The organism is Streptomyces sp. NPDC093097 (assembly GCF_044754325.1).
In the GTDB taxonomy this organism is placed as follows: domain Bacteria; phylum Actinomycetota; class Actinomycetes; order Streptomycetales; family Streptomycetaceae; genus Streptomyces.
On the sequence record NZ_JBIVOW010000013.1, the window covers coordinates 176,538 to 191,527 of the forward strand.

A 14,990-nucleotide genomic window follows, 5' to 3' on the forward strand; every position below is an offset into this window, starting at 1 on the left:
CCGGGGTTGCGCGCGTACCACCGCGCAGCCCCGGGCCCTCGGTCTGGCCGGCACCCGCCATCGACACCTTCGGCGTCACTCCCGTACGTGCTGTGGGCACCCTGCCGGCGCGGCGAACGGCTCCTCGACGGGCGTCATTTACCGAACAGACTTCAGCCCTCGATGTCGAGCGCCGTTCCGTACAGTCGGTTGACCGTCAGCCGGATGACCACTCGGCGCTCGGCGACCAACTGCTCCAGGAACGCACCTTCGTCCTCCGGCTTCGCGGCCTGCGGCACCATCGCCAGCAGTTCCCGACCGACCTCGTCGCCTGGAGACGTCGTGACCTCGGAGACCTCTGCCTCGCCCTCTGCGACGGCGAACGACCACACGTCACCGCCCTGCACATGCAGTGCGGCACGCGGATCGCGCCGCAGGTGCACGACCTTGATGCGATCGGCCGTCGTCGAGAAGCGCACCATGCGGGCCTCGGCGTCCCAGCTGTACAGCATGGTGGTCAGGTGGGGGTGGCCACTGCGCTTGGTGGTGGCGAGGGTGCCGAACTGCTGCTGGCCGAGAAGGTCGGAGAGAGCTTCGTCGGACAGGGGGCGAGGCGCTGGTCCTTGAGTCATGGCCTGATCAACATCCGAGGTGGCCGAATGATTTCGTGGGCCGTACGTCCCGTCCCGCTGTCACGTCCGCCACCTTCGGGCTACGCACGAGGGGCACCAAGTCCATGCAGCACCTGCTGCAAACCGTCGGCTGGCGCCCGGTCGGCCTGCTCCACGGACTGGACGACGGAGGCCCTGAACTCTTCTTCCTCTGCCCGCGGTCACGGCACGGGGCCCAAGCCGGTTGAAGGTCATGTCAGTTCCGTGTGTCTGGCTTCCTGGTGTCGGGGGTTGAGGAGCAAGCCGTCCCCCGCGGCGATCGCCGAGCGCACCGGCCTGCTCGCGCCTGGCGACAGCGGGCGCTGAGCTCGGGACGCACTCCAGTCGCTCAGTTCCGTCGGGTGCGCAGCAGGCGGGCGGAGTTGGCGAGGATGCCCAGGTCGGGGAGGGACTGGGCGGCGGCGGCGAGCATCATCGGCAGGATGCCGAAGGCGGCGGCGGACAGGCCGATGGCGTTGTAGGCGGCGGTGAAGCCGATGTTGAGCCGGATCGCGCGGGCGGTGCGGCGGGCGATCCGCACGGCCTGGGGGACGAGGGTCCAGTCCTCGCGCATGAGGGCGATGTGGGCGGCTTCGATGGCGATGTCGCTGCCGGCGGCGCCCATGGCGATGCCGATGTCGGCCTGGGCGAGCGCGGGGGCGTCGTTGACGCCGTCGCCGACCATGACCACCTTGTGGCCCTCGGCCTGGTACTCCCGTACGGCTGTGATCTTGTCCTCGGGCAGCAGTCCGGCCCGGAACGGGATGCCGAGTTCACCGGCGAGTGCGGCGGCGGTGGCCTGGTGGTCGCCGGTGAGCAGCTCGACGCGGGCCAGGCCGAGGGCCTTCAACTCGGCGAGGGCGGCAGGGATCTCCGGGCGCAGGGTGTCGGCGGCGGCGAGCACGCCGATGAGCTTGTCGTCGGCGGTGACGGCGAGCAAGGTCTTGCCCTGCTCGGTGAGTTCGCGCACCTGGTGGTGGGTCGCGGCCTCGGGGACCAGGCCCAGGCCGCCGACGGCGATCCGGGTGCCGTCGATGCCGGCCCGTACGCCGCGGCCGGGCAGGGCCTCGAAGTCGGTCGGCTCGCCCAGGGCCAGGCCGCGCCCGGCGGCGGCGGTGCGGACGGCCTGGGCGAGGGGGTGCTCGGAGTAGCGTTCCGCGCTGGCCGCCAGGTGCAGCAGCTCGTCCTCGGTGCGGCCGTCCAGGGGCACGGTGTCGGTGATCTGGGGGCGGCCCAGGGTCAGGGTGCCGGTCTTGTCGATCAGTAGGACGTCGGCCTTGGCCAGGGCTTCCAGGTAGCGGCCGCCCTTGATGAGCAGGCCCTGGCCGGCGGCGGCGCCGACCGAGGCGAGCACGGCGACGGGGGTGGCCATGGCGAAGGAGCAGGAGCAGGCCACCACCAGCACCGCGGAGGTGGCGAGGGTGTCCCCGCTGAACGCGAAGGTCAGCGCGGCGACCGTGACGACGACGGGCAGGTACCAGGCGGAGAAGCGGTCGGCGATCCGCTGCACCGGGGCGCGGTGCGTCTCGGCCTGTTCCACCAGTGCGATCACCCGGCCGAAGGTGGTGTCCGCGCCCGCCCCGGTCACGGTGACGCGCAGCGATCCCAGGCGGGCGAAGGAGGCGGCGTACACGCGGGTGCCGGGCCCGGCCTCCACCGGCATCGACTCGCCGGTGATGGCGGCCTGGTCCACGGTGGCCGCCCCGGCGGTCACGGTGCCGTCGACGGGGATCTGCTCGCCGGGCCGGACGATGACCGTCTCCCCGATGCGTACCTGCTCGACGGGGATCTCGGCCTCGGCGCCGTCGCGCTCGACGCGGGCGGTGGTCGGGGCCAGCGCGGCCAGCTCCCGCACCGCCTTGCGGGCGCGTTCGGCGGTGAAGCGTTCTGCGTAGTTGGCGGTGTGCATGAACAGCACCACCACTGCCGCGACCGGCCACTCACCGACCGCCAGCGCGGCCGTGACGCCGACGGTCATCAGGGTGTGGGAGGTGACCTTGCGCCGCCACGCGGCCTTGGCCACGCCTCTGAAGATCGGGAATCCGCCGGCCAGGACCAGCGCGAGACCGACGGCGAACGGCACCCTGTCGGTGAGTTGCTCGAAGAGGCCCAGCCACTCGCCGACCACCACCACCAGCAGGACCAGCCCGACGACCACGCCGAACAGGGTCAGCACCGGGCGGGCGAAGGCGAGTCGGCCCGTCGGCGCGGAGGCGGCCGGGGCGCACGCGTCGTCGCAGCCGCATCCGTCCGCGGCCGGCGTGAGCGGCAGCAGTCCCTGATTGCGGTCCGGCGGTGAGGCCGCGGTCTTCGGCGCGGTCGGTCGGTCCATGGCACGTCTCCCCAAGTGCGCGGGGCGCGGGCACGGGATGCCCGCTGTCCTCCACCTTTACGCTAGAACTTGGAGCCGACTCCAGAATCAAGCCCGAGCGTGGAAGAAGTGCCGTGACATGACGCACACCACCAGCCCTCAGCCGGCCACCGGCCCGGAGGCGCCCCGCCCCGGCGGATGGACCATCGCCGCACTGGCCCGGCAGACCGACCTGACCCCCGACACTCTGCGCTACTACGAGCGCATCGGCCTGCTGCCCGCCCCCGCTCGCACCAGCGGCTCGCACCGTCGCTACGGCCCCGATGCCCTGGACCGCCTCCACTTCATCCAGGGCTCCCGCCGCCTCGGTCTGAAGCTGGAGGAGATCAGGGACCTGCTGGCCGTGCGCGACACCGGCACCTGCCCGTGCGAGCCCGCCGCCACACTCCTTGACCGGCGCATCGCCGACATCGACGCCGAGATCGAACGGCTCACGAAACTGCGCGCCGAACTCGCCGCGATGGCCGCGGCCCTGCCCGCCGACGACTGCCCCGACCCCACCCCCGGCACCTGGCGCCCGCCCCAGGCATTCAGCCCCGCTGACCTGTAGCGGGCTCGTTCCTCGTCGTTGGCGCCCTTGTCCCGCAGGGGCGGCAGACCGCCAGGCAGGTCCGTGTCGGCGGGGTGGCTCCCATCGTGGCCTCCCGGCGTCGTCGGCTCTGTGCCGTGCATCCGCAGGGCCGACCGCGAAAGGCCGGGTGTCGTCACACGGTTCTGGCCTGGTCCGGTTTCCGTACCGCCCGTCCCACCTCGGCCCGCAGTGTCACGAATGCCGGCAGGCCGCGCGTGGTGATCTGGTCGCGTGGGGAGGGGAGTTCGACCGGCAGGTCGCGGGCGATGCGGGAGTCGGGGCCCGCGGAGAGGACGACCACGCGGTCGCCGACGTAGACGCTCTCGTCGATGTCGTGCGTGACGAAGACGATCGTGGTGCCGTTGGTGCGGTGCACCTCCAGGAGCAGGTCTTCCAGGTCCTCGCGGGTCTGGGCGTCCAGGGAGCCGAAGGGTTCGTCCATGAGCAGCAGCGAGGGGCCGACGACCAGGGCGCGGGCGATGGCGACCCGCTGTTGCATGCCGCCGGAGAGCTGCCAGGGGTGGTGGCGGGCCGAGGTCTCCAGGCCGACGCGTTCCAGGAGGTGTTCGGCCTTGGCCCGTCGTTCGGCCCGGCGCAGGCCCTGGCGGCGTAGCGGCAGGGCCACGTTGTCGCAGACCGTGAGCCATGGCAACAGGGAGCGGCCGTAGTCCTGGAAGACGACCGCGAGCCGGTCCGGGACGCCGGTGACCGGTGTGCCGTCGATCGTGACCGTGCCTTGGTGGACGGGCAGCAGTCCGGCGATCGTGCGCAGCAGGGTCGACTTGCCGCAGCCCGACGGGCCGACGACGCACAGGAGTTGGCCGTCCGGCACGGTGAGGGACACGTCGTGCAGGACGCGGCGCTCGCCGTATGACTGGCTCAGGGAGTCGAGTCGGAGCATCCGGGCCGTCACCCGGTCCAGGGTTCGTAGAGCACGCCCTCGGTGCCGGTGACGCGCAGGTGGAGGAGGTGGGGGCCGTCGTCGTCGCCGAGTGAGGTCACCGCGCGGTCCAGGGCCCTGGCGAGGTCGGCGGGGCGGTCCGCGTAGTCTGCCTGGCAGCCGAGCGATGCGGCGAGCCCGGTGAAGTCGATGTCGCCGATGTCCGTGCCGGGTACCGGCGTGATGCCGATCCGGCGGCCGAGTGCGCCGACCGCCGCGTAGCCGCCGTTGTCGAGCACGATGAAGGTGACCGGTGCCCGGTGCCGGACCGCCGTCCACAGTGCCTGGACGGAGTACAGCGCCGAGCCGTCGCCCAGTACGCACACCACCCGCCGCCGGTCGGCGAGCGCGCGGCCGACGGCCAGGGGCAGGCCCCAGCCGAGGGCGCCGCTGCCTGTGGTGAGGAATCCGCCCGAGAGGTTGATCGGGACGCGTGCGTGCAGTGCGTCCCGGTGGCTGGGGGTCTCCTCGACGAGTACCCGGTCGCGGGGAAGGCATCGGTGCAGTTGGTCCAGGACCAGTTCGGATGTGAGGTCTTCGCCGGCGGTCACCGGCGCCGGTTGCCTGCGTGCCGGTGGCGGTTCGCGGTCCGACCGGCGGACCAGTGCGGTGAGTTGGGCGAGGGCGGGGCGCAGTGTGGTGACCAGGCTGGTGCCTGTGGGCAGCCATGGTGCCTGGGCCGGGTCGCAGTCCAGGTGGAAGAGTTCGGTGCCCGGTGCCAGCGGGGGGCTGTCGTCGGCCACGTGGTAGGTGAAGACGGGTGCTCCGAGTGAGACCACGACGTCGTACGGCTCCAGGCGGGTGGCCAGCTGGCCCGCGACCGGTGGGAGGAACCCCTGGAAGTGCGGGTGTGACTCGGGGAATCCGGAGCGGCCGGACATCGGGCTGATCCAGACCGCCGCGCGGATCCGCTCGGCCAGTGCGACGGCCTCGGGGAGGGCGGCTTCGTCGTCCACGCCGGGGCCGATGACCAGTGCGGGCCGTGCGCAGGTGTCGAGGCGGGCGGCGAGGGCGGCGAGGGCGTCCGGGTCGGCGGTGTATCCGCTGTGCACCGTGCGGGGCTCGACCGGTTCGGCTGCCTGGTCCCAGTCGTCCTCCGGGACGGAGACGAAGACCGGCCCGCGCGGAGGGGTCATGGCGATGCGGTGCATCTCGGCGAGGACGGCCGGCACATCGGCGGCACGTGCCGGCTGGCGGGCGGACTTCACGTACGGGCGTGGGAACTGGTCCGGTTCGTCGGCGCCGAGGAACGGGCGCAGCTGGAGCAGGGAGCGCGCCTGCTGACCGGCGACGATCACCAGCGGCACCCGGTCGCGGTGCGCGTTGAAGACGGCGCCGAGCGCGTGGCCGACGCCGCCCGCGGAGTGCAGGCTGACGAACGCGGCGCGCCCCGTGCCCAGGGCGTGGCCCGCGGCCATGGCCACGGCCGAGGATTCCTGGAGGCCGAGGACGTAGGTGAAGTCCTCTGGCCAGTTGCGGAACATGCGCAGTTCGGTGGAGCCCGGGTTGCCGAACACGGTGGTCATGCCGGTGTCGCGCAGCAGCCGGACCACCGCGTCCAGGACCGTTGTCGTCAAGTCTTCCTCCCTGTGCCGAGCAGGCGTCTCTCGATGGCCAGCAAGCCGGTGTTGAGCAGGTGGCCCAGGGTGCCGAGCAGTGCCAGCACCGCCCAGACCGTGAGCAGGTCGGAACGTGACTGGGCGTCGGTGAGCAGGAATCCGATGCCGTTCTCGGTACCCGGCAGCAGCTCGGAGAACACCATGAGGATCAGTGCGAGGGACAGGCTGAGCCGCAGTCCGGCGAAGATGCGGGGCAGTGCGGAGGGCAGGATCACGTATCGGAGCCGTTCGGCCGGGGTGAGTCGCAGTACGGCGGCGACCTCCAGGCGCAGTGGTTCGGTGTTGCGGGCGCCTTCTGCGGTGTTGACGAGGAGGGGCCATACGGCGCTGAACACGATGGAGGCGATCTGCATCGGGGTGCCGAAGTCGAGGAGCACGACGAAGACGGGGACCAGGGCGGGTGGTGGGACGGCGCGTGCGAACTGCAACACGGGATCGCACAGTGCGTAGGCCCGCCGGGAGCGGCCGATGGCCGTCCCGAGGGTGATCCCGGCGACGGCGGCGAGCGCGAAGCCGGCCGCCATCCGGCCAAGGCTCGGCCCGATGGTGTCGAACGCGGTGTCGGTGAGGAACAGGTGGCTCGCCGGGCCGGAGAACCACAGGTCGTAGGCGTGCCGGGCGATGCGCGACGGCGGTGGGAAGAAGATGCTGCCGCGCGTGCGGGCCGCCAGTTCCCAGGCGCCGACGGCAAGCGCCAGGACCGGCCAGCGCAGCAGGTGACCGCGCGCGGGCCGCACCCTGCCGGCTGTCGGTGGAGCCGTCATGTCCGCACCGCTCGCCGCTCGGGCGTCCAGGGGAACAACCGTCGTTCCCCCCATACCAGTACGCCGTTGACGACCAGGCCGAGTGCCCCTGTCCACACCACGCCTGCGAGGACGTCCCGGGTGCCGTCCGTGGCCAGTTGGGCCTGCGCGATGAAGATGCCCAGGCCCTCGCCGAACCCGGACAGCAGCTCGGTGGCCACGGCCAGGATGAGGGCGACGGCTGCCGAGATGCGGATGCCGGCGGCGATGAACGGTGCCGCACCGGCCAGTTCGACGCGCAGCAGCACCGCGGTCCGCCCGAAGCCGAAGGCGCGTAGCGTGTCCTTGGCCAGCGGCTCGCTCTCGCCGAGGCCGTACATCGTGTTGAAGAGGATCGGCCACACCGAGGCGTACGTGATCAGTGCGACCTCGGTCTCGGTGCCGGCACCGAGCAGCAGCGACACCAGTGGGATCAGCGCCACGGACGGCAGCGGCCGCAGGAACTCCACGATCGCGCGCACGGCGGCGTCCACGACGGGCACGCTGCCGAGCAGCAGGCCGACCGGTACCGCGATCGCACAGGCGAGGGCGAGCCCCAGGGCCCAGGCACGCACCGTGGCGCCGATTCCGTCGAGGAACGCGGAGTCCCCCGCCAGGTGGACGGCGCGTGCCAGGACGTCGGAGGCGGGCGGCAGATAGGTGCGGTGGACGATTCCCGCGCGTGACACGGCCTCGCACGCGCCGAGGGCGAGCAGTACGCCGAGGATGCCGAGCCCGACGTCCCGCCGGCTGCGCCGGTTCACTTGACGAGCAGTGCCGTCGGGTTCACTGCCTTCTTCAACAGCCCCTGTTTCTGCATGAGTTCAGTGAGGCGACGCAGTGCGTCCGGATCGGTGATGGTCGGATAGGCGGGCAGGCCGATCGACTCGGCCTGCGCCGCGGAGACCTTGGCGTACTTCGGCAGCTGCTTGCGCACGGCCGACGGGTCCCGGGTGGCGATCTTCGACGCGGCCTCGATGGCGCGCCGGAACGCGGCGGCGGTGTCGGGGTGCTGTTTCACGTACTGCGCGGTGGTGACGTATCCGCTCAGGGGCAGCGACTCGACGGGGGACGCGCCGCCGTCGATCAGGACCCGGGCCTGCAAGTCGCCCTGGATCGCGCTGTCGAAGGGTTCGACCACGTGCACCGCGTCGACCTGGCCCTTCTCCAGGGCGGGCGCCATCTGGGGGAACGCGATCTGCCGGTAGACGGGCCTACCGGCCCCCTGCTTGTCCAGAATCGCGTTCAGGGTCAGCGTCTGGATGTTGTTGAGGATGTTGACCGCGACCTTCTTGCCCTTGAGGTCGGCCGCGTTCTTGATGGCGGAGCCCTTCGGCACCAGGAGATCCATCATGTGCGGTGCAGCCCGTACGCCCTCCGCGAGGATGCGTACGTCGAGGGTGCCCTTCTCGTACGCCTGCACGTAGGTCACATAGTTCGCGCTCGCGATCACGTCGACCTGGCCCTTGGCCAGGGCGGGCAGCGCCTGGATGCTCTGTTGTACGGGCTGGATGCGGACGTTCAGCCCTTCCTTCTTGAACAGGCCGCGGTCCTGGGCGAGATACAGCGCCGCGGAGTCCGTCAACGGCAGGGCCGCCACGGTGATCTGCTTCCCGTCCCCGGCTCCGTGCGGGTCCCCGCCCGCGCAGGCCGTGGCCAGCAGCGCGAGGGCCGCCGCGGCTGCCGCCGCCTTCCCCGTTCCCGTCCATAACTGACGAAGCGTCATAATCGCCTGTTTACCAGGGAGATGATGATGATCGCCACCACCCGTGCGGCGCTTCACTGATTCTGATGCGGCGCTCTCGGAGCCTTCCTCGGGATCGCTACCAGAGACGACAAGACCGCCACCTCATACGAAGCGGCGGTCTATCTGGTGTCGTCCCTGCCTGGGACAGGTCGTCGTGACGTCGGCCTTGATGAGGCGCCCACGACGGTTCCTCCCGCGGGCCGGGGCTCACAGCCAGCGTTCGGCTGCCTCGACGCTGTCACCGATGCTGGTGTTGAACGCGATCGCGGCCCCGGGTGCGTGCTTCCGCACCAGGTTCACGACCTGCTCGAAGAACGTCAGCGCGGCTTCGGGCTTGCGTATCCCGCCCCCGATGACGACGACGTCCCAGGCTCGTCCGGACAGCGCCGCGACCACCGTGGACTCGGCCGATTCGTCCGGCGCGACCAGCGCCATGGACGCGTCGATGGCATGTTCACCGAAGCGGGCCATTTCCTTGTCCAGGACCGCACGCATGGCGTCCCCGTCCATACCGGGCACTGCGTGTGGGTCGAACCCAAGAAGGAGAACGGTAGGCATGCCCTGCATGACGTTCAGCCGGCCGCGCCGGTTCCTCTGAGGGCAAACGACTCCCGCCATTCCCACTTCGCGCCGTCATGCACCATGAGGTCGACCGACGAAACCCTGGACGTGAAAGGGAGTTCGCCGAGCAGATCGGCCTCGATCTCGTCCAGGACGTCATCGTCCTGCCCATCGGCGACGGTCAGGTGGGGCACGGCCTCGGTGAACTGGCCTCCGTACGGAGGGGCTTCGGGCCACCGGCCGGCGATCGCTTCGGTGAGCCGCCGCAACTGCGCATCCGGCCCAGGAACCACATACAGCACCCCCGGAAACCGCCCACAGCTCTCAAACCGCAGGTCAAAGGCGTGGTAACCGCCAAGCACACCAGCGAGTGCCGAGCGGACGCGTGCATCTATGCGGCTCTCGTCGAGGAACGGGAAGAGCACCGTGACATGTGCCGGAACCCCTGCCCGGGCTGACGGATCGAACCGTTCACGCCATGCGCGGACGGCCGGCTCCGCCTCCGGGATCCTGACGATGAGCCCCGTCCGGCCGGCCTGAAACCCACTCGCGCTGTCATCTGCCATGGCACGGCATGTTGCCATCTCCGAGGCCGACGACGGCACTCTTTATGCGTCCGCCATCAGGCGCGATGCCCCTTCTCGATGCCGGAGCCGCATTGCACCATCGGCTTCCGGCAAGGCACGTTGACGTCCGTTCAGGCGTCCGGTGCTGCCCCGAGAGGACCTGGGCGCAGGGGGCGGACCGGCGTTTCGGCTACGGGACGCTGATGCGGCTCGCGGCCGGGCCTGGGCGGCGCCCTGGACGGGGCACCGCACGAGCAAGTCCACCGCCGCCGCTGGGCAACCTCGCGAGTGAGCGACGGCCCGGCCCGGCCTCCTCCCGTCGCGGAAGTGAGCGGCCCCAGCCGCGACTTCCGGAAGTCCGGGCCGGCCGCGCGGGTCACTCGCCCTTCGGCTGCGTCGCCGATGCCGAGAAGCCGTCGTGCCAGGCGGCCTTGGCCCCGGAGTCACCGATCCGGTAGACGTCCACGACCGCACCCACGGCGACGACCAGCGACAGCAGACCCAGCACAACGCGCACCGGCATGCCGAAGCGGAACGAGCCGCCGTCCTGCCCGGGCTCCGCCTGCGTGCCCCTGCCTGCCCACCACACGGCCACGGCCAGTACGAACAGGCCCAGGACCCACGGAAGCAGCCCGTCACCCAGCTCGGTGTGCTGGTGCACCAGGGCGTTGCGCTCCACGTGGTGTTCCAGCCAATCGCCCGCCTCCGTGGTCAGCGGCACGCTGACGAGGGCGACCAAGGCCAGCAGTGGCAGCAGTGGGCCCAACCGACGGGCGACGCGCGGCCACAGTGCCGCCAGAGCCAGGGCCACGGCAGCGAGCGGCACCAGCACGACGACCACGTGGACCAGCAGGACATGGGCGGGCAGGCCGTTGATCAGACTCATCTATGCGCTCCTTGAGCGTCCTTGGGCATAGTGGGGGGCGTCAGCCTGGCACGGCTCTTTCTCAATTTGCTCTCAATGCGGTGCAGGGGGATCGCTGAGGGGGCCTGCCCTGCCAGCCGCCCGGACACTCGTCGCCTCTGCGGGCCGAAAAGTTGACAGGTAGTCAGTACCGGAACCGCCTACTGCCGGCCATGGCCCGGTGGGCGGCGACCTACGGCCAGATCCAGTTCCGTGAACTGCTCCGGGGCGAGGAATCTCCTTACCCGGTGAGAAGTTGACGGACCGGGACGGCCTTCCGGAGAGCGACGTGGCGAACCGTGGCCACGAACTGTTGCCGGCCCGGAAGCTGACCGGTCCTGCGGCCGGCCTGGGCGATGCGCTGAGGGTGGCCGCCCACCTCGCCGCCCGACACCAACGGCCCCCTTCACGATCACGGTGAAGGGGGCCGTTCCGCTGCGCTTGTGACGTGCTCCAGGGTCAGCTGGAGAACGTCCCGTTCTTGACGGCCGAGACGAACGCGCAGAAGGACCTGGTGGAGACAGCGAAGGTAGGTCCGTGCGGGTCCTTACTGTCACGGACCGGGACCACGCCGCGCGAGGCCACAAGGTCTGCGGCGACCTCTATGCAAGAACCACCATTGCCGCTGTAGGAGGACTTGAACCAGTTGAGGGGGAGGGAGTCGATCGTCACGGGGTGCCCTTTCGTGCCTGCTCGATCACGGTGAAGGAGGCCGGTCTGCTGCGCTTGTGACGTGCTCCAGGGTCAGTCGGAGAACATCCCGCTCTTGACGGCCGAGACGAAAGCGCAGAAGGACCTGGTCGAGACGACGAAGGTAGGTCCGTGCGGGTCCTTACTGTCACGGACCGGGACCACGCCATGCGAGGCCACGAGGCCTGCGGCGACCTCTATACAAGAACCACCGCTGCCGCTGTAGGAGGACTTGAACCAGTTGAGGGGGAGGGAGTCGATCGTCACGGGGTGCCCTTTCGTGCCTGCTCGATCATGGCCACTGATTCGGCCTGGGAAAGCGCTTCGGCCTGTAGCTGATGGTAGGCCCTCACCAGTGGCACGACGGATGTCCTCTCCCTGTCCAAGTGCCCGTTGGTCTCGGACTCAACGTAGGACATGACGGAGCGGTCCGACAGGGTCAGGAGATTCACCAGCCGGTTGAACGGGCGGCGCTCGCCTATGGAGAAAGGGGCCAACTGAAGGACAGTGTCCGGCTGGTCGGCGAACTCGATCAGACGGGCCAACTGACGCTCCATGACTTCAGCCCCTCCGATCGGCCGTCGGATGCAGCTCTCGTCCAAGACCGCGATCACCACGGGAGGGGTATGACTCACCAAAGTTGCTTGCCGTTCTGCCAGGAACGAGACGCGGTCATCGGCTTGTTCGGGGCTGAGCGTGCCCCGCTTCACGTGGCCTTCTTCGATGGCTCTTGCGTACTCCGGCGTCTGGAGCAATCCGGGAATCACCCCTACATCAAACAACCGGATCTCTGCCGCGCGGGCCTCCTGCCCCAAGTACTCCGGGAAGCCCTCCAGCAGACTGCCGTTCCGGATCTCCCCCAACGCGCGTTCGAACGATCCGGCAGTTCCAGAGAGTCCAAAGACGGTGTCTACACTCCGCGAAAATCGTGGAGTTGGCGGCTTGCGTCCGGTTTCGACGGCCGAAATATGCCTGCCCGAGTAACCCACACGCTCGGCCAACTCGTCCTGAATCCATCCGCGCGCCTCCCGCGCGCTGCGCAAACGTGCGCCATAGGCCGCTTGGGGCGAGGAGTCCGGGTTCAGCTCCTTCACGTTTACCAATGTGCCCTCCATTTCTGGAACGTTGAAGACAACGTGACTGCAGGCCACGCTGGGTGCTCTCGGTAGCGAATCGCTACGGAGAGGCAAGGAGAGCTCCATGACCAGTCCTGCCCGCACGCCCTACTCGGCGTGCGCCGAAGAAGCAGCGAAGCTCGACGCCGCACTCAAAGAAGCGGGCATCAACGCCCCTCCCAGCACTGTGCAGTTGAACGAGGACGACGGCTTTAAGGTGACGCGGGTCGCTCCCCCGTTGCTCACGCCGAGCCAGACCGCCCGCGTCACCCGCATGGTGAAGGCGGCACGGAAATGAGCGGCACCACCGACGACGTGAGCCAGAAGAACAACAAGCGCAACCAGCAGTCGGAGGGCCCGAACAGCGGGAAGAAGACTGACGGCCGAGGACGACCATGCACCGCCTGCTAGCGCGCATCATCGCCGACCAGCCGACCGGACCCGCACCGGACACCGCCGGCTTGGACGACCAACCCGTCAACTGCCCTTTCGGCGGGCACGACATAGAGCATGTCGCGCCCACGGTGTGGAACTGCGAGAAGGACGGCGTAACTCTCATCGCCCACGCGCCGGCCCACCCGCCGACGTTAAGTTGAGTCGCGAAGGGCAACGCCGCGCTTTCGACCGCCAACACCCCCGACCACCGCAGGCCAGCCGGGGCGGGCAGCGGGGCTTCCTGATGTCCGAAGAGCACTCTTGACGGCCCATGCCAATAGCGCGATGGTCGTGCAATCGACTGCAATCGCATCGACAGAGGGAGACACGCATGCAGCTACGCTTCCTGGGGATCATCCCGAACACACCCGTTGACGACTCACCCACAATCTGGATGGACGACGACACCGGGGACCTGCTCATCCAGTCCTACAAGGCCACGGAGGAGGAGGTGAAGGCATGCCAGGAAATCGGATCCATCCCCGGTCACTCCACGAACGTGCCGGATCACGAGACAATCATCCGACTCCCCGCCGTGATGCTGAAGCACATCCCCCAACCGGAGGACCAGCACAGTGAAGTACCCCGTACGTGAAGGGATCGCCAAAGCGCGCCACTCCGCTGTGCACCTGGAGATGCGCGATATGTACACCCCGGATGACCCGGAGTTCGCACGGTGGCGGGCGGGTCACAGGTACGAGGGAGACCCCGACACGTTGCCGGAATGGTGGGGGACTTGGCGAGATCTTGTGACGGAGACGACAGCCCGCGGAGTCGTCATGCGACGAGCCCGCGTCATCAACGAACCGGTGACCGACTACATCCGGTACGAGCATGACATGACCTTCGCCAACGTCGCGGCCGGCGAACTGGTCCGATGGCTGCCCCGCCGTCAGGCCGCCGACCTCGTCCTCCCCGGAACAGACCTCTGGATGATCGACGAGACCGCCGTCCTCTTCACCTACTTCTCCGGCACCGGCAACGTAGTTGATCGGGAGTGGCGTACCGACGCCCCCGTCGTCGAACAGGTGCGGGCGGCCTTCGAGGCGATCTGGCAGCGAGCTACCCCACACGAGGAATACAAACCGGCCTGACTACCCGCACCATGCCGACACCTGGAGCCTCCAACGTTCAAGAAGCCCGGAAAGTCCTTGCAGACCGCCTTCGGGAGATGTGCAAGGACGCCGGGCTCGAAGGCAAGCAACTCGCCGCGGCCTGCGGCTGGCACCCGTCCAGAGTCTCTCGGATAGTCAACGCCAAGACATCGCCGACCGCTGACGACATTCGCGCCTGGTGCCGCGCATGCGCCCGGGAAGACCAAATCGATGACCTGGTCGCCTCCCTCCGGGCCGTCGAAGGCATGTGGATCGAATGGCGCCGGATGGAACGCGACGGGCTACGACGCGCTCAAGAATCCGTCCACCCCCTGTTCGAACGAACCCGCTGGTTCCGCGCCTACTCCTCCTGGCTTGTGCCAGGACTACTCCAAACCCACCGCTACACCGAAGACGTGCTACGCGCAGTCCAACGCCGGCGCGTCACCGTGGACGACGTCGCCGATGCCGTTGCCGTGCGGATGGAGCGTCAACGAGTGCTGTACGAAGGCTCCGCGACATTTGCGTTCCTGGTGGAGGAGTCGGTCCTGCGGACCAGCCTTGGCAGTGTCGATACGCAAGTTGAGCAACTGGAACACCTGCTCACGGCCGGCGCATTGCCCAATATCAGCTTGGGAGTGGTCCCCATGCGAACCGGTCGGCCCCGGATGCCCGTCGAAGGCTTCTGGATCTACGACAAAGCCCAAGTCAACGTCGAACTCGTCTCGGGATACCTCACGCTCACCCAGCCGACTGAGGTACGCGCGTATGCCGAAACGTTCGCCACACTGGCCGATATCGCGGTATACGGACCCAAGGCCCGCCGGCTGATCAACGCGGCAATCCGCTCGCTTGGGTGATCCGCCTGCAATCGAGTGCAATCGACTGGGCGAGGTCCCGCCGGCCTTCCTAGCGTGTCAGTCACCCACACGACGCCCAGGCACCCCGCGGAGACGGCATGACCAC

General features: G+C 69.2%; 19 protein-coding genes. 6 read left to right on the forward strand and 13 right to left on the reverse strand.

Features of this window, described 5'->3' with window-relative positions; genetic code table 11:
* Positions 1–152 precede the first annotated feature (152 nt).
* Entirely contained in the window at positions 153–611 is a 459-nt protein-coding gene (locus tag ACIQE0_RS22925) for a PPOX class F420-dependent oxidoreductase (RefSeq protein ID WP_402335155.1), read from the reverse strand.
* A 367-nt stretch (positions 612–978) separates the two neighbouring features.
* The gene (locus ACIQE0_RS22930; protein ID WP_402335158.1) at positions 979–2,961 is read right to left on the reverse strand and encodes a heavy metal translocating P-type ATPase; all 1,983 of its coding nucleotides are present in this window, start codon (positions 2,959–2,961) and stop codon (positions 979–981) included.
* A 118-nt stretch (positions 2,962–3,079) separates the two neighbouring features.
* On the opposite strand from ACIQE0_RS22930, the gene ACIQE0_RS22935 reads away from it, so the two are divergent.
* Entirely contained in the window at positions 3,080–3,550 is a 471-nt protein-coding gene (locus tag ACIQE0_RS22935) for a heavy metal-responsive transcriptional regulator (protein ID WP_366329445.1), read from the forward strand.
* Between the two features lie 154 nt (positions 3,551–3,704).
* On the opposite strand, the gene ACIQE0_RS22940 is transcribed toward ACIQE0_RS22935, so the two are convergent.
* The 11 genes from ACIQE0_RS22940 to ACIQE0_RS22990 all read right to left on the reverse strand — a co-directional run bounded on the left by ACIQE0_RS22940 (position 3,705) and on the right by ACIQE0_RS22990 (position 12,495).
* Positions 3,705–4,472: an ABC transporter ATP-binding protein gene (locus ACIQE0_RS22940; protein WP_402335338.1), complete on the reverse strand. Its 768-nt coding sequence runs from the start codon at positions 4,470–4,472 to the stop codon at positions 3,705–3,707.
* An 8-nt stretch (positions 4,473–4,480) separates the two neighbouring features.
* Entirely contained in the window at positions 4,481–6,088 is a 1,608-nt protein-coding gene (mdlC, locus tag ACIQE0_RS22945) for a benzoylformate decarboxylase (protein WP_402335162.1), read from the reverse strand.
* Positions 6,085–6,894: an ABC transporter permease gene (locus ACIQE0_RS22950; protein ID WP_402335165.1), complete on the reverse strand. Its 810-nt coding sequence runs from the start codon at positions 6,892–6,894 to the stop codon at positions 6,085–6,087. Before ACIQE0_RS22950 ends, mdlC begins: the two co-directional genes overlap by 4 nt.
* Positions 6,891–7,676: an ABC transporter permease gene (locus ACIQE0_RS22955; protein ID WP_402335167.1), complete on the reverse strand. Its 786-nt coding sequence runs from the start codon at positions 7,674–7,676 to the stop codon at positions 6,891–6,893. The genes ACIQE0_RS22950 and ACIQE0_RS22955 overlap by 4 nt, the downstream gene beginning before the upstream one ends.
* On the reverse strand, positions 7,673–8,638 hold the full coding sequence (locus tag ACIQE0_RS22960; RefSeq protein WP_402335170.1) for an ABC transporter substrate-binding protein: 966 nt from the start codon (positions 8,636–8,638) through the stop codon (positions 7,673–7,675). Before ACIQE0_RS22960 ends, ACIQE0_RS22955 begins: the two co-directional genes overlap by 4 nt.
* A 228-nt stretch (positions 8,639–8,866) precedes the next feature.
* Entirely contained in the window at positions 8,867–9,217 is a 351-nt protein-coding gene (locus ACIQE0_RS22965; protein ID WP_366329434.1) for a hypothetical protein, read from the reverse strand.
* Positions 9,218–9,231: 14 nt separating this feature from the next.
* On the reverse strand, positions 9,232–9,786 hold the full coding sequence (locus ACIQE0_RS22970) for a 2'-5' RNA ligase family protein (RefSeq protein WP_402335173.1): 555 nt from the start codon (positions 9,784–9,786) through the stop codon (positions 9,232–9,234).
* Positions 9,787–10,162: 376 nt separating this feature from the next.
* Positions 10,163–10,672 carry a DUF2231 domain-containing protein gene (locus tag ACIQE0_RS22975; protein WP_402335176.1) on the reverse strand — a complete coding sequence of 170 codons (510 nt, stop codon included), beginning with the start codon at positions 10,670–10,672 and terminating at the stop codon, positions 10,163–10,165.
* A gap of 477 nt (positions 10,673–11,149) precedes the next feature.
* The gene (locus tag ACIQE0_RS22980; RefSeq protein ID WP_402335180.1) at positions 11,150–11,362 is read right to left on the reverse strand and encodes a DUF397 domain-containing protein; all 213 of its coding nucleotides are present in this window, start codon (positions 11,360–11,362) and stop codon (positions 11,150–11,152) included.
* Between the two features lie 72 nt (positions 11,363–11,434).
* Entirely contained in the window at positions 11,435–11,647 is a 213-nt protein-coding gene (locus ACIQE0_RS22985; RefSeq protein WP_402335183.1) for a DUF397 domain-containing protein, read from the reverse strand.
* A complete protein-coding gene (locus ACIQE0_RS22990; protein WP_402335340.1) occupies positions 11,644–12,495 on the reverse strand; it encodes a Scr1 family TA system antitoxin-like transcriptional regulator in 852 nt (283 codons plus the stop codon). The genes ACIQE0_RS22985 and ACIQE0_RS22990 overlap by 4 nt, the downstream gene beginning before the upstream one ends.
* 85 nt (positions 12,496–12,580) lie before the next feature.
* Between ACIQE0_RS22990 and ACIQE0_RS22995 the strand changes: the two genes are divergently transcribed.
* From ACIQE0_RS22995 to ACIQE0_RS23015, 5 genes are all read left to right on the forward strand, one after another.
* Positions 12,581–12,793: a hypothetical protein gene (locus ACIQE0_RS22995; protein WP_402335186.1), complete on the forward strand. Its 213-nt coding sequence runs from the start codon at positions 12,581–12,583 to the stop codon at positions 12,791–12,793.
* A 97-nt stretch (positions 12,794–12,890) separates the two neighbouring features.
* Complete coding sequence (locus tag ACIQE0_RS23000; RefSeq protein WP_402335188.1) at positions 12,891–13,091, forward strand: hypothetical protein; 201 nt, start codon at positions 12,891–12,893, stop codon at positions 13,089–13,091.
* A gap of 170 nt (positions 13,092–13,261) precedes the next feature.
* Positions 13,262–13,525, forward strand: a complete 264-nt coding sequence (locus ACIQE0_RS23005) for a hypothetical protein (RefSeq protein ID WP_384096021.1) — start codon at positions 13,262–13,264, stop codon at positions 13,523–13,525.
* Complete coding sequence (locus ACIQE0_RS23010) at positions 13,506–14,024, forward strand: DUF6879 family protein (RefSeq protein ID WP_402335191.1); 519 nt, start codon at positions 13,506–13,508, stop codon at positions 14,022–14,024. Before ACIQE0_RS23005 ends, ACIQE0_RS23010 begins: the two co-directional genes overlap by 20 nt.
* A gap of 11 nt (positions 14,025–14,035) precedes the next feature.
* Entirely contained in the window at positions 14,036–14,884 is an 849-nt protein-coding gene (locus ACIQE0_RS23015; RefSeq protein ID WP_402335194.1) for a helix-turn-helix domain-containing protein, read from the forward strand.
* Positions 14,885–14,990: the final 106 nt, after the last annotated feature.

Coding starts and splice junctions, on each gene's coding strand:
- ACIQE0_RS22925 (WP_402335155.1), bottom strand. CDS start 611: ATGACTCAAGGACCAGCGCCTCGCCCCCTGTCCGACGAAGCTCTCTCC.
- ACIQE0_RS22930 (WP_402335158.1), bottom strand. CDS start 2,961: ATGGACCGACCGACCGCGCCGAAGACCGCGGCCTCACCGCCGGACCGC.
- ACIQE0_RS22935 (WP_366329445.1), top strand. CDS start 3,080: ATGACGCACACCACCAGCCCTCAGCCGGCCACCGGCCCGGAGGCGCCC.
- ACIQE0_RS22940 (WP_402335338.1), bottom strand. CDS start 4,472: ATGCTCCGACTCGACTCCCTGAGCCAGTCATACGGCGAGCGCCGCGTC.
- ACIQE0_RS22950 (WP_402335165.1), bottom strand. CDS start 6,894: ATGACGGCTCCACCGACAGCCGGCAGGGTGCGGCCCGCGCGCGGTCAC.
- ACIQE0_RS22960 (WP_402335170.1), bottom strand. CDS start 8,638: ATGACGCTTCGTCAGTTATGGACGGGAACGGGGAAGGCGGCGGCAGCC.
- ACIQE0_RS22965 (WP_366329434.1), bottom strand. CDS start 9,217: ATGCCTACCGTTCTCCTTCTTGGGTTCGACCCACACGCAGTGCCCGGT.
- ACIQE0_RS22970 (WP_402335173.1), bottom strand. CDS start 9,786: ATGGCAGATGACAGCGCGAGTGGGTTTCAGGCCGGCCGGACGGGGCTC.
- ACIQE0_RS22975 (WP_402335176.1), bottom strand. CDS start 10,672: ATGAGTCTGATCAACGGCCTGCCCGCCCATGTCCTGCTGGTCCACGTG.
- ACIQE0_RS22990 (WP_402335340.1), bottom strand. CDS start 12,495: ATGGAGGGCACATTGGTAAACGTGAAGGAGCTGAACCCGGACTCCTCG.
- ACIQE0_RS22995 (WP_402335186.1), top strand. CDS start 12,581: ATGACCAGTCCTGCCCGCACGCCCTACTCGGCGTGCGCCGAAGAAGCA.
- ACIQE0_RS23000 (WP_402335188.1), top strand. CDS start 12,891: ATGCACCGCCTGCTAGCGCGCATCATCGCCGACCAGCCGACCGGACCC.
- ACIQE0_RS23005 (WP_384096021.1), top strand. CDS start 13,262: ATGCAGCTACGCTTCCTGGGGATCATCCCGAACACACCCGTTGACGAC.
- ACIQE0_RS23015 (WP_402335194.1), top strand. CDS start 14,036: ATGCCGACACCTGGAGCCTCCAACGTTCAAGAAGCCCGGAAAGTCCTT.